Raw genomic sequence first — 12,511 nt, forward strand, 5'->3', positions numbered from 1 at the left:
TATTTTTTTCTGATAATAAAATCGTCGAATCCCTAAATTACTACAATACCACAGTATATTCATGAAAAAAAGTAGATACTCCTTCCTTTCAAGGGTTATCCACATGCAATGAATCCATATTCTGTAACATTCATTTTAACTTATCCACATGTGAATAACAAATATCGCCAGCCTCCCTTTATTCCATTCCCTTTTCTTTATCATGGGAATATAAAAAGAGTTGTCAGTAATTGTTGAATTATCCTTTTATAAAAAGATATTCGACACACATCGATATTATGTCCTAAAAAAAAAGAACCCCTGCTTTAAAGCAGAAGGTTCATTTGAGTGGAGTAATGACCAAATGGCGATATGGTTCCGTCCCACTTGAAGTTGTTTTTATTTTTGGATAATGCAGGAGAGCATTATGGATGACCTTCCGTTCATAGGAAGGCATCGGCTCCAGTGAAACAGCCTTACCTGTTTTCTTGGCTTTAATTGCCATTCTATCAGCCAATTGGATTAAAGTTTCATTGCGGCGATTTCGATAATCTTCTGCATCCACAGTAATATTCAAAAACTGCTTCGAATATCGATTTGCAACCAGCTGCGCTAAATACTGAAGAGAATTTAGTGTTTGACCCCTTTTTCCAATTAATAATGCTATTTTCTCACCTGATAAATGGAATGTTACGTTCTTACCTTTACGGTGGACATCAATTTCTGCATTGACTCCCATTTCCACGCTGACATTCTTCAAAAATTCAAGTGTCTCTTCAATGGGATCGGCAGGCAATGTCACATGGACAATCGCCTTCCTTGCACCAAATAAACCAAAAAATCCTTTTTTGCCTTCATCTTCTATTTCTATCTCCACGCGATCCTTAGTGCTGTTCAGTTGAGCTAAAGCTAAATTTACTGCTTCTTCGACAGATTGTCCTGTAGCAGTTACCTTTTTCACTTTTTCTTTGCCCCTCCCGCGTTTTCCGCAGCTGCTTTTCTAAGATCCGGACCTTTAATGAAATATGTTTGAACGATACCAAAAAGGTTACCTACTACCCAGTAAAGAGAAAGAGCAGCGGGGAAATTAATAGCAAAAACAACAATCATAATTGGCATGATGTAAAGCATCATCGTCATTTGTGCCGCCATTTGTGGATTGGAGTTCATTCCAGCCATGGACATCTTCTGCTGGATAAAAGTCGTAATACCAGCAACCACCGGTAAAACATAAAAAGGATCCGGGGAACCTAAATCAAACCAAAGAAAACTATGTAAAGAAATTTCTTCCGTACGGCTGATGGCATGGTAAAATCCGATCAAAATCGGCATTTGCACCACTATCGGAAAACATCCCGCCAATGGATTCACATTATATTTTGAAAATAAAGCCATTGTTTCTTGCTGTAGTTTTTGTTGTGTGGCAGCATCTTTTGAGCTGTATTTTGCTTGAAGTTCTTTCATCTCAGGCTGAATGGCCTGCATTGCTTTCGAGCTTTTCACCTGTTTGATCATTAGTGGAAGTAATGCTAAGCGAATGATTAATGTAACACCGATGATTCCCAAACCATAATTCTCGCCAAATGCTTCAGAAAGCCAAATGATCAGGGCTGATAATGGATAGACAATGTATGAATTCCAAAAACCTTCACTATCCGCAGTAATAGGTTCTTTAATTTCCGTACACCCTGCTAACAGCATCATTATCGAGGCTAGTCCAATAATGAGTAATATTCGTTTTTTCAACCGTAATTTCCTCCTATCTGCAATCAATCTTTTTTGAAACAATTGTGAACTGTTTATTAGCAGATTTCAATAATAAGTAATCCACATTTTTCTACAGTTCCAATAGGAATTTTCTATATTATCTTTTCTCAAGTAACTACATGATCCGAGGAATGCTTAGTATTCGATATAAAGGGGACTTTATTGTTTTTTCATTTTAAAGTTTAGTGATTTAGAACGTTTCAGGACGTGGATCAAGCTGCTTTTCACCTGGAAAAAGTCCATCTCCGCCACTGGTTTTCGAGCAATCACAATATAATCCTTACCCTCTTCTATATCTTCTTTCAATTCCAAAAACGCTTGCCGTATGTATCTTTTAATTTGGTTCCTTACAACGGCGTTCCCGATTTTTTTACTGACTGAAAGGCCGATCCGAAAATAATCCTGATCTGGCTTTTCAAGGACATAGACAACAAATTGCCGATTAGCAGAAGATTCACCTTTTTTAAAAACAAGCTGAAATTCATCCTCTTTCTTAATCCTTAACTTTTTTTTCATTTTTACACCTTCATTACATGAATTGAGTCTCAGTAAATCCCTTATTTTGCGAAAAAAGACCACTGAGACTTTTCAGTGGTCTATGCAGATAATACTTTTCTGCCCTTACGGCGACGTGCTGCGATTACTCTACGTCCGTTTTTCGTGCTCATACGTGCACGGAAACCGTGAACTTTACTATGTTTGCGGTTATTCGGTTGATAAGTTCTTTTCATTATATGACACCTCCCTGAGGAATAACAGTTAAAGACAGTCTTTACAATTATATAGATGGAGGTTTCTACTTGTCAACCTCATCCAAAAAAATATTTCTTTTTAATGCTCAATGTCCAGTAGGTCTTTTTTTACTACCTAGCCTATTGTAAATGATTTTGCTCCGAACTGATATAGAAATTTTTGGGGAGAGGAAAATTTCATCGATTCCTCCACGAATAAATATATGAGATTCCCGAGGTATCTGCAATTGATCGACTAGCATCCGACATAATTTGGACGAACCTAAACCATCTTCAATATGTATCATTCGATTTTTATCAATGTAGGTTTTCCAGCTTGAACAACTTGGTTTATCCAAAAATAAAATTAAATTAATCCAATTCATAATCATGGTCTGTGGATAAAATTCGACATGTTTTTTTCTATCCACAACCCAATTTATAGACTTTTGCACATAACAATAGCCTGTGGAAAAGTTTTTCCCACAAGCTCGGTAAGTTGTGGATAAAGTTTTCTAACCCATTGCAAGACGCCTGAATTTCTGATATTATATTTGTGTTTTCACTCTGAATAACTTTATCAACGGGTAATGGTTATCCACAGACTGTGTATAACATGTGGATAGCTTATTCGACCTGTGTATATTAATTTGTCCACAGATGGTGGATATTGTCGAAAAACCTTTTTTCTTCTTTATTATATATTTCTCAAAATACCTGTTGATGAATAAACATCCAAATCTACACCGGCTTACCAGATGTAGTCTGTACAAAGGTTGTACAGCGCAAGATATAGTTTTAGGGACATCACATTACACAACACAAAAATCCCTTATACAGCTCACCGAACCTTTGCTGTCAAAATTTATATAAAGACGGCAATCGATGAGTTTATTTGTGCCTATACATTTTAGAAACTATTATTAAAAATATTTTGCAAAGGAGGGATAAGTTTGGATAATATCGATAGCCTCTGGAACCAGGCGCTCGGAAAAATCGAAAAAAAAATCAGTAAACCAAGCTTTGAAACTTGGCTTAAATCCACCAAGGCCTATTTACTGCAAGGTGATACATTAACAGTCACCGCTCCCAATGAATTTGCCAGGGATTGGCTTGAAGAACGCTATTCCCATCTTATTTCTGATGTATTGTTTGAGCTTACAGGTGAGGAATTGGAAGCAAAATTCATCATTCCCCCCAATCAAGAAGATGATGATTTTACCGTTCCTGTTCAGCCTAAAAAGATTAAGAAACGGGATAAAGAGCATGCTGCATTTCCACAGCATATGCTGAATGCGAAAAATACCTTCGATACATTTGTCATCGGCTCCGGCAATCGGTTTGCCCATGCCGCGTCTCTCGCTGTCGCAGAAGCTCCAGCCAAAGCTTATAATCCCTTATTTATATACGGAGGCGTAGGCCTTGGGAAAACTCATTTAATGCATGCAATCGGGCATTATGTTCTTGAGCATAATCCAAATGCAAAGGTCGTTTATTTATCGTCTGAAAAATTCACGAATGAATTCATAAACTCCATCCGGGATAATAAAGCTGGGGAATTTCGAGATAGATACCGGAGTGTAGATGTTTTATTAATTGATGATATTCAATTTCTTGCGGGAAAAGAACAAACCCAAGAAGAGTTTTTCCATACATTCAATGCGTTGCATGAAGAAAGCAAACAGATCGTCATTTCCAGTGACCGTCCACCAAAAGAGATCCCTACACTTGAGGATCGCCTCCGTTCCAGGTTTGAGTGGGGTTTGATCACGGATATCACACCTCCTGATCTAGAAACGCGGATTGCCATTTTGCGTAAAAAGGCAAAAGCTGAGGGTCTTGATATCCCGAATGAAGTCATGCTCTATATTGCCAACCAAATCGATTCCAATATTCGTGAGCTTGAGGGTGCACTTATTCGTGTCGTCGCTTATTCTTCATTAATTAATAAAGATATAAATGCCGATTTGGCAGCTGAAGCATTAAAAGACATCATCCCAAGCTCAAAGCCTAAAATAATCACCATCTTAGAAATCCAGAAGACGGTTGGTGAACATTATAGTGTCAAACTTGAGGATTTCAAGGCGAAAAAAAGGACTAAATCCGTAGCCTTTCCAAGACAGATTGCCATGTATCTTTCCAGGGAATTAACGGACTCATCCCTGCCTAAGATAGGAGATGAATTTGGAGGTCGCGATCATACGACCGTTATCCATGCGCATGAAAAGATTTCTAAACTCATGCAAACGGATACCCAGCTTCAACGCCAGGTTAAAGAAATACAGGACCAGCTGAGGGTATAATCGATTCTGGATATTGTGTATAACTGACGACTACTTACACACAGTCTGTCCACAAGTGGATAGACTGTTTTTCCTTAGGTTAAGTGGACTTATCCACATATCAACAGGCCCTACTACTATTACTACTATCTTTTTTTAATAAAAATTATTAATAAATATGCCTATTCGGCAATAAAAAAATTGGAGGATGAAACATGAGATTTATAATCCAAAGAGATCGATTAGTTCATAGTGTCCAAGAAGTAATGAAAGCAGTCACATCAAGGACGACGATTCCGATTCTGACGGGAATAAAAATAAGCGTTACTAGTGAGGGTGTCACTCTAACAGGAAGTGACTCAGATATCTCCATCCAATCATTCATCCCAGCTGAAGTTGACGGAGATGAGATTGTTGAAGTTAAAAGTAGCGGCGGTATTGTACTGAATGCCCGTTTTTTCAGTGAAATTGTCAAAAAGCTACCGATGGATACTGTAGAAATTGAAGTGGAAAACAACTTTCAAACGATTATCCGCTCAGGTAAAGCTGAATTTAATCTAAATGGACTAGATCCTGAGGAATATCCACATCTTCCGATCATTGAAGAAGAAAATATTTTCAAACTTCCAACGGATCTTTTAAAGACCCTTATTCGCCAAACGGGTTTTGCAGTGTCCACGTCAGAAACACGTCCCATCTTGACAGGTGTAAACTTGAAGGTTCAAGATGACGAATTGACCTGTATTGCAACAGATAGTCATAGGCTGGCCATGAGAACAGCCAAAATAGAAAATAAAATTACAGGGACTTATAGCGTTGTAATCCCAGGTAAAAGTCTGAATGAGTTAAGTAAAATCCTTGATGATACAAACGAACTCATTGAGATCGTCATTACCGACAATCAAGTACTTTTCAAAGCTGAAAATTTACTATTTTTCTCAAGACTTCTTGAAGGGAATTATCCTGATACATCACGCTTGATTCCATCAGATAGTAAAACGGATGTAACTGTTCATACTAAAGATTTTCTCCAAGCTATCGATAGGGCTTCTCTATTGGCGAGAGAAGGAAGAAATAATGTCGTCAAATTGACAACCCTGGAAGGCCGTATAATCGAAGTCTCTTCCAATACCCCTGAAATTGGTAAAGTAATTGAAGAGGTTCAGGCAGAAGCCATTGAAGGTGAAGATTTGAAAATCTCATTCAGTGCCAAATTTGTAATGGATGCTTTAAAGGCATTGGAAGGTTCCGATATAAAAATTAATTTCACCGGTGCAATGCGACCGTTTGTCATTCGTCCACTACATGATGATTCCATGCTGCAATTAATTCTGCCGGTAAGGACTTATTAAGCAAAAATAATATTTCAAAAAAATTAAAGGCTTGTTTAGCAGGCCTTTATTTTTTTTATTTTTAACATAGGTTCCCAATGGGTTTTTAGGATTTTTTAAATTCCGTACGGAACTCAGAACCGCTAAAAACAAGAGCTGAAAAAGCTATACTTTGTCTTAATGGGATTAATTTAGTAAAATGAAGTATTAAAAGACTACTTGGAAATGAGTGAAGCATGAAATGGACTCCATAAAAATCAGCACAGAATATATTACACTAGGACAATTCTTGAAATTGGCCGATTTAATCCAAAGCGGCGGAATGTCAAAATGGTTCTTAAGTGAATACGAAGTTTACATTAATGGCGAATTAGACGTGAGAAGAGGCAGAAAATTAAGATCAGGTGATAAAATAGAAATTCCTGGATTTGGCACCTACACAATTACAAGCTAAAACATAAGGGAAGAGCGGAATATGTATATTGAAAATATAAGTTTGAGAAATTACCGCAACTATACCGAACTGAATCTGACTTTTGAAAATAAAGTCAACGTAATCCTCGGCGAAAATGCTCAAGGGAAAACAAATGTGATGGAATCCATTTTCGTTTTAGCAATGGCAAAATCTCATCGTACCTCAAATGATAAAGAACTTATTCGCTGGGATGAAGAGTATGCTAAAATAGAAGGAAGAGTTAGAAAGAGAAATACCTCAATACCACTTGAGCTGACCATTTCAAAAAAAGGGAAAAAGGCGAAGTGCAACCATATTGAACAAAGAAAGTTGAGTCAATATGTCGGAAATATGAATGTGGTCATGTTTGCGCCTGAGGATCTTAACCTTGTAAAGGGGAGTCCTTTAGTCAGACGCCGTTTTATAGATATGGAAATTGGCCAGGTTTCTCCCGTATACCTTCATGATATGAGCCAATATCATAAAATACTTCAACAAAGAAATCATTACTTAAAGCTTCTGCAGACCCGGAAACAAACGGATACGACGATGCTTGACGTGCTAACTGACCAATTTATTCAGTATGCAGCGAAAATTGTCGAAAGAAGGTACGAGTTTCTTTTAAAGCTCCAGCAATGGGCAGAGCCGATTCACTCGGGGATCTCCAGAAATCTAGAAGTATTGAAAATCCAATATAAACCGTCGCTTGATGTATCAGAATCTATGGATTTGACGAAAATGATAGAAGTATACACAGAAAAATTTGATAAAATAAAAACAAGGGAAATTGAACGGGGTGTAACACTGGTAGGTCCTCATCGTGACGACCTGGTTTTTTTTGTGAATGACCGTGATGTCCAGACATATGGTTCACAGGGACAACAACGTACAACTGCCCTGTCATTGAAACTTGCCGAAATTGAGCTGATCCATGAAGAAATCGGCGAGTATCCCATTTTATTATTGGATGATGTGTTATCGGAACTCGACGATTTCCGTCAATCCCATTTACTGAATACGATACAAGGGAAAGTGCAAACATTTGTGACGACACCCTCCGTTGATGGAATCGATCATCAAACTCTAAGAGAAGCGTCCACCTTTTATGTTAGTCAAGGAAGTATAAAAAAGGTTAAATGATGAGGTGAATGAATGTATCTCCATATTGGTGAAGACATTCTTGTGAAAACGGACGATGTCATAGCCATTTTAGATAAGAAGCTGCTCCAGGCTTCTCCAATCATGAGTGAATTTCTGGAGAAAAAGTCTGATGTAACTTACCATTTAGCAAAAAACTCGGTTAAATCGATTGTGGTAACGGATAAACAGGTCTATTATTCACCGCTTGCATCGTCCACTTTAAAAAAGCGTTCAATGCAGCCATCGTTCTTAATCGATGATATAGATATTCTTTGAATTGTAGCCATAACGTAATAATTACTCTTGAAAAATTGATAAATGCCAAAAGAAAAGTGTAGGTGATACGTATGACAATGGAACAAAAAGAAGTACAAGCTCAGGCATACGATGAGAATCAGATACAGGTTTTAGAAGGCTTAGAAGCAGTTCGTAAACGTCCGGGGATGTATATCGGTACTACCTCTGCAAAAGGACTTCACCATCTTGTTTGGGAAATTGTCGATAATAGTATCGATGAGGCACTAGCTGGTTTCTGTACTGAAATCAAAGTGACGATCGAAGAAGACAATAGCATAACAGTAGTCGATAATGGTCGGGGTATTCCAGTAGGTATCCATGAAAAAATGGGACGGCCAGCTGTAGAAGTAATCATGACGGTCCTTCATGCGGGCGGTAAATTTGGCGGCGGAGGTTACAAGGTCTCCGGTGGTCTGCATGGTGTGGGAGCTTCAGTAGTAAATGCTTTATCCACGGTATTGGAAGTTTATGTTCATCGTGAAGGTAAAATCCATTATCAGCAATTCAACCGTGGGGTTCCTAAAGAAGATTTGAAAGTTATCGGGGAAACCGATCATACAGGTACGACTGTACACTTCATTCCTGATGGTCAAATTTTCACGGAATCCTTGGAATATGATTTTGATACATTAGCCACACGTATCCGTGAGCTTGCGTTCCTGAATAAAGGCTTGAAACTGATCATTGAAGATAAACGTGAAGAGGAAGAGAAAATCAGGGAATACCACTATGAGGGCGGCATCAAATCTTATGTGGAGCATTTGAACCGTTCAAAAGAGGTCCTTCATGAGGAACCGATTTTCATGGAAGGCGAGAGAGATGGAATCTCTGTTGAATTAGCATTGCAATATAATGACAGCTATATCAGTAATGTCTTTTCTTTTGCTAATAATATCCATACCTATGAAGGCGGTACACATGAATCAGGATTCAAGACTGCTTTGACCCGTGTCATTAATGATTATGCACGGAAAAATAGTCTTTTAAAAGAAGCCGATTCCAATTTCTCCGGTGAAGATGTCCGGGAAGGTCTAACGGCAATCATTTCGATTAAGCATCCTGAACCACAATTTGAAGGTCAGACGAAAACCAAACTGGGAAACTCTGAAGTAAGGACGGTTACTGATTCCATCCTTTCGGAACGGCTTGATTCTTTCTTATACGAAAATCCTGCAGTGGCCAGAAAAATTATAGATAAAGGGCTTATGGCAGCAAGAGCCCGTATGGCAGCCAAGAAAGCCCGTGAATTGACACGAAGGAAAAGTGCTTTGGAAGTATCCAATCTACCGGGGAAATTGGCAGATTGTTCATCTAAGGATCCGGCTATCAGCGAATTGTACATCGTTGAAGGAAACTCGGCGGGAGGCTCTGCTAAACAAGGAAGGGACCGCCATTTCCAAGCCATTTTGCCGCTAAGAGGTAAAATCCTGAATGTTGAAAAAGCACGATTGGATAGAATCCTGCACAATGAAGAAATAGGTACGATCATCACAGCACTTGGAACAGGCATTGGTGATGAATTCAATATTGAAAAGGCTAGATACCATAAAATTGTTATCATGACCGATGCGGATGTGGATGGTGCCCATATCAGAACGCTGATGTTGACATTCTTCTACCGTTATATGAGAAAAATTATCGAGTATGGATATATATATATTGCTCAGCCGCCACTTTTCAAAATTCAGCAAGGGAAAAAAGTGGATTATGCCTATAATGATCGGCAGCTTGAAGAAATCATGGCTAGTATGCCAAGTACTCCAAAGCCTAACCTGCAGCGTTATAAAGGGCTGGGGGAAATGAATCCAGAGCAATTGTGGGAAACGACCATGAACCCAGATACAAGAACTCTACTTCAAGTCAGTTTGAAAGATGCTGCCGAGGCAGATGAGACTTTCGAGATGTTGATGGGCGACAAGGTGGAACCGCGACGTAACTTCATTGAAGAAAATGCAATTTATGTAAAAAATCTCGATATCTGAATTTTTGACAGGATGCTTTTTACATCCTGTTCTTTACATAGTGCACGTACAGTAAAAACTAAATGAGAGTATAAGCTTTTTATAGGAGGTTGGCTCCATGTCAGAAAATGAAAGATCAGGTGTAAAAGAAATAAATATAAGTACCGAGATGCGGACATCATTTTTGGATTACGCGATGAGCGTAATTGTGTCTCGGGCTTTGCCTGATGTAAGGGACGGTTTAAAACCGGTACACCGAAGAATTCTTTATGCAATGAATGATCTTGGAATGACTTCGGATAAACCATTTAAAAAATCAGCCCGTATTGTAGGGGAAGTAATCGGTAAATATCACCCGCATGGTGATTCTGCCGTATATGAAACGATGGTACGGATGGCGCAGCCTTTTAACTATCGTTATATGCTTGTCGATGGTCACGGGAATTTCGGTTCGGTCGATGGAGACCAAGCTGCCGCAATGAGGTATACAGAAGCAAGGATGTCGAAGATCTCGATGGAGTTACTTCGCGATTTAAATAAAGATACGGTTAATTTCCAGGATAACTACGATGGTTCAGAAAGAGAACCAGCCGTTATGCCAGCCCGTTTCCCGAACTTGTTAGTGAATGGTTCATCAGGTATAGCAGTAGGGATGGCAACCAATATTCCACCCCATCAATTAGGTGAGGTAATTGACGGCGTATTGGCTTTAAGCAAGAATCCTGAAATTACAATTCCAGAGTTGATGGAATATATCCCTGGTCCGGATTTCCCGACAGCCGGTTTAATTTTAGGACGAAGCGGAATCAGGAAGGCCTATGAAACTGGAAAAGGGTCAATCATTCAACGGGCGAGAGTCGAGATTGAAGAAAAACCCAATGGAAAACAGGTAATCCTTGTTAAAGAAATCCCTTATCAAGTGAATAAAGCAAGATTGATTGAAAAAATTGCAGAACTTGCTCGAGATAAGAAAATCGAAGGCATTACCGATTTACGGGATGAATCGGATCGTAATGGCATGCGTATCGTAATGGAACTTCGCAAGGATGTTAATGCAAATGTCCTTTTAAACAACCTGTATAAGCATACTGCAATGCAGACAACCTTCGGAATCAATCTACTTGCTTTGGTGGACGGTCAGCCTAAAGTGCTGAATTTAAAACAATGCCTACACTATTACTTAGAGCATCAGCAGGTAGTCATACGGCGCAGGACTGAATTTGAATTACGGAAAGCGGAAGCCCGTGCTCATATTTTGGAAGGTTTGCGCATTGCACTTGATAATTTGGATGCGGTCATTTCATTAATCCGTGGTTCCCAAACGACGGAAATTGCCCGTGAAGGCTTAATGACACAATTTTCGCTTTCCGAGAAACAGGCGCAAGCTATCCTGGATATGCGTTTACAACGTTTGACAGGTCTTGAACGTGAAAAAATAGAAGATGAGTATCAGGCTTTAATGGCTATAATTGCAGAATATAAAGCCATTCTTGCTGATGAGGAAAAGGTTCTTGAAATTATTCGTGAAGAGCTTCTTGAAATTAAAGAACGTTTTGATGATAAACGGAGAACTGAAATCACATTGGCCGGCTTTGAAAGCCTTGAAGATGAGGATTTAATTCCAGAGGAAAATATAATCGTGACACTGACGCATAACGGTTATATTAAACGCTTGCCTGCAACCACGTACCGCAGTCAAAAACGCGGAGGGCGCGGGATACAGGGTATGGGAACGAATACAGATGACTTTGTCGGTCACTTGTTAACCACTTCGACTCATGACACTCTATTATTCTTCACTAACAAAGGTAAGGTCTATCGTTCCAAAGGATATGAAATACCTGAATATGGTAGGACGGCAAAAGGGTTGCCGCTTATCAACTTGTTGGAAGTAGATAAAGGTGAGTGGGTCAATGCAATCATACCTGTGAAGGAATTTGCTGACGATTGGTATTTATTCTTCACGACCAGACATGGGATATCGAAGCGTACACCTTTGTCTTCGTTTGCAAATATCCGTAATAACGGTTTAATTGCCCTAGGTTTACGTGAAGATGATGAATTGATTTCTGTCCGTCTTACGAATGGAGAGAAGCAAATCATAATTGGAACGAAAGCCGGGATGATGATTCGTTTCCCTGAGACGGATGTACGGACAATGGGACGTACTGCAGCGGGAGTGAAAGGGATTTCCTTAAGGTCCAATGATGAAGTGGTCGGCATGGAAATTCTTGAAGATGATGAAGAAGTCCTTATAGTTACGAAAAACGGCTATGGAAAACGGACCTCTGCGGAAGAGTACCGTATTCAAAGCCGTGGAGGCAAAGGGATAAAAACATGTAATGTCACTGAGAAAAATGGTGAACTTATAGCTGTGAAAACAGTAACGGGTGTAGATGAGGATTTGATGCTGATTACAGCAGCTGGTGTATTGATCCGAATGGAAGTCGAAGGCATTTCTAAAACGGGCCGTAACACACAGGGTGTTAAGCTCATCCGACTCGAATCCGCAGATAATGAATATGTTTCTACGGTAGCCATCGTTGGAAGAGAAGAAGAAGAAGAAATA

Annotated in this window: 11 protein-coding genes (1 of these 11 cut by a window edge); 7 read left to right on the forward strand and 4 right to left on the reverse strand. The window is 39.2% G+C overall.

Features of this window, described 5'->3' with window-relative positions; all coding sequences use genetic code 11:
• Positions 1-319 precede the first annotated feature (319 nt).
• The 4 genes from jag to rpmH form a co-directional block, all read right to left on the reverse strand.
• On the reverse strand, positions 320-940 hold the full coding sequence (jag, locus tag ABIE66_RS27865; protein ID WP_289327201.1) for an RNA-binding cell elongation regulator Jag/EloR: 621 nt from the start codon (positions 938-940) through the stop codon (positions 320-322).
• Positions 937-1,725, reverse strand: a complete 789-nt coding sequence (spoIIIJ, locus tag ABIE66_RS27870) for a YidC family membrane integrase SpoIIIJ (protein ID WP_370016948.1) — start codon at positions 1,723-1,725, stop codon at positions 937-939. Before spoIIIJ ends, jag begins: the two co-directional genes overlap by 4 nt.
• A gap of 180 nt (positions 1,726-1,905) precedes the next feature.
• On the reverse strand, positions 1,906-2,262 hold the full coding sequence (gene rnpA, locus ABIE66_RS27875; RefSeq protein ID WP_370016949.1) for a ribonuclease P protein component: 357 nt from the start codon (positions 2,260-2,262) through the stop codon (positions 1,906-1,908).
• A gap of 80 nt (positions 2,263-2,342) precedes the next feature.
• A complete protein-coding gene (rpmH, locus tag ABIE66_RS27880; protein WP_034316183.1) occupies positions 2,343-2,477 on the reverse strand; it encodes a 50S ribosomal protein L34 in 135 nt (44 codons plus the stop codon).
• Positions 2,478-3,430: 953 nt separating this feature from the next.
• Between rpmH and dnaA the strand changes: the two genes are divergently transcribed.
• From dnaA to gyrA, 7 genes are all read left to right on the forward strand, one after another.
• Positions 3,431-4,780 (forward strand): chromosomal replication initiator protein DnaA, encoded by a 1,350-nt coding sequence (gene dnaA / locus ABIE66_RS27885; protein ID WP_289314130.1) that lies wholly within the window; start codon positions 3,431-3,433, stop codon positions 4,778-4,780.
• Between the two features lie 194 nt (positions 4,781-4,974).
• A complete protein-coding gene (dnaN, locus tag ABIE66_RS27890) occupies positions 4,975-6,111 on the forward strand; it encodes a DNA polymerase III subunit beta (RefSeq protein WP_289323263.1) in 1,137 nt (378 codons plus the stop codon).
• A gap of 220 nt (positions 6,112-6,331) precedes the next feature.
• Entirely contained in the window at positions 6,332-6,544 is a 213-nt protein-coding gene (yaaA, locus tag ABIE66_RS27895) for a S4 domain-containing protein YaaA (protein WP_289314128.1), read from the forward strand.
• Between the two features lie 21 nt (positions 6,545-6,565).
• The gene (recF, locus tag ABIE66_RS27900; RefSeq protein WP_053348304.1) at positions 6,566-7,684 is read left to right on the forward strand and encodes a DNA replication/repair protein RecF; all 1,119 of its coding nucleotides are present in this window, start codon (positions 6,566-6,568) and stop codon (positions 7,682-7,684) included.
• Between the two features lie 12 nt (positions 7,685-7,696).
• Positions 7,697-7,960 carry an extracellular matrix regulator RemB gene (remB, locus tag ABIE66_RS27905; protein ID WP_289314127.1) on the forward strand — a complete coding sequence of 88 codons (264 nt, stop codon included), beginning with the start codon at positions 7,697-7,699 and terminating at the stop codon, positions 7,958-7,960.
• Positions 7,961-8,037: 77 nt separating this feature from the next.
• The gene (gyrB, locus tag ABIE66_RS27910; protein WP_289327204.1) at positions 8,038-9,963 is read left to right on the forward strand and encodes a DNA topoisomerase (ATP-hydrolyzing) subunit B; all 1,926 of its coding nucleotides are present in this window, start codon (positions 8,038-8,040) and stop codon (positions 9,961-9,963) included.
• 97 nt (positions 9,964-10,060) lie between these two features.
• Positions 10,061-12,511, forward strand: the 5' portion of a protein-coding gene (gene gyrA / locus ABIE66_RS27915) for a DNA gyrase subunit A (RefSeq protein ID WP_370016950.1). 108 nt of this gene lie beyond the right edge of the window; only the first 2,451 of its 2,559 coding nucleotides appear in the window; its start codon is at positions 10,061-10,063; the stop codon falls past the right edge of the window.

The sequence above is a fragment of the Peribacillus sp. B2I2 genome (assembly GCF_041261685.1).
Lineage (GTDB): Bacteria > Bacillota > Bacilli > Bacillales > DSM-1321 > Peribacillus.

Excerpts from the sequence above, each read along its gene's own strand:
- rpmH (WP_034316183.1), bottom strand. The coding sequence starts at position 2,477 with ATGAAAAGAACTTATCAACCGAATAACCGCAAACATAGTAAAGTTCAC.
- remB (WP_289314127.1), top strand. The coding sequence starts at position 7,697 with ATGTATCTCCATATTGGTGAAGACATTCTTGTGAAAACGGACGATGTC.
- recF (WP_053348304.1), top strand. The coding sequence starts at position 6,566 with ATGTATATTGAAAATATAAGTTTGAGAAATTACCGCAACTATACCGAA.
- yaaA (WP_289314128.1), top strand. The coding sequence starts at position 6,332 with ATGGACTCCATAAAAATCAGCACAGAATATATTACACTAGGACAATTC.
- gyrB (WP_289327204.1), top strand. The coding sequence starts at position 8,038 with ATGGAACAAAAAGAAGTACAAGCTCAGGCATACGATGAGAATCAGATA.
- rnpA (WP_370016949.1), bottom strand. The coding sequence starts at position 2,262 with ATGAAAAAAAAGTTAAGGATTAAGAAAGAGGATGAATTTCAGCTTGTT.
- dnaN (WP_289323263.1), top strand. The coding sequence starts at position 4,975 with ATGAGATTTATAATCCAAAGAGATCGATTAGTTCATAGTGTCCAAGAA.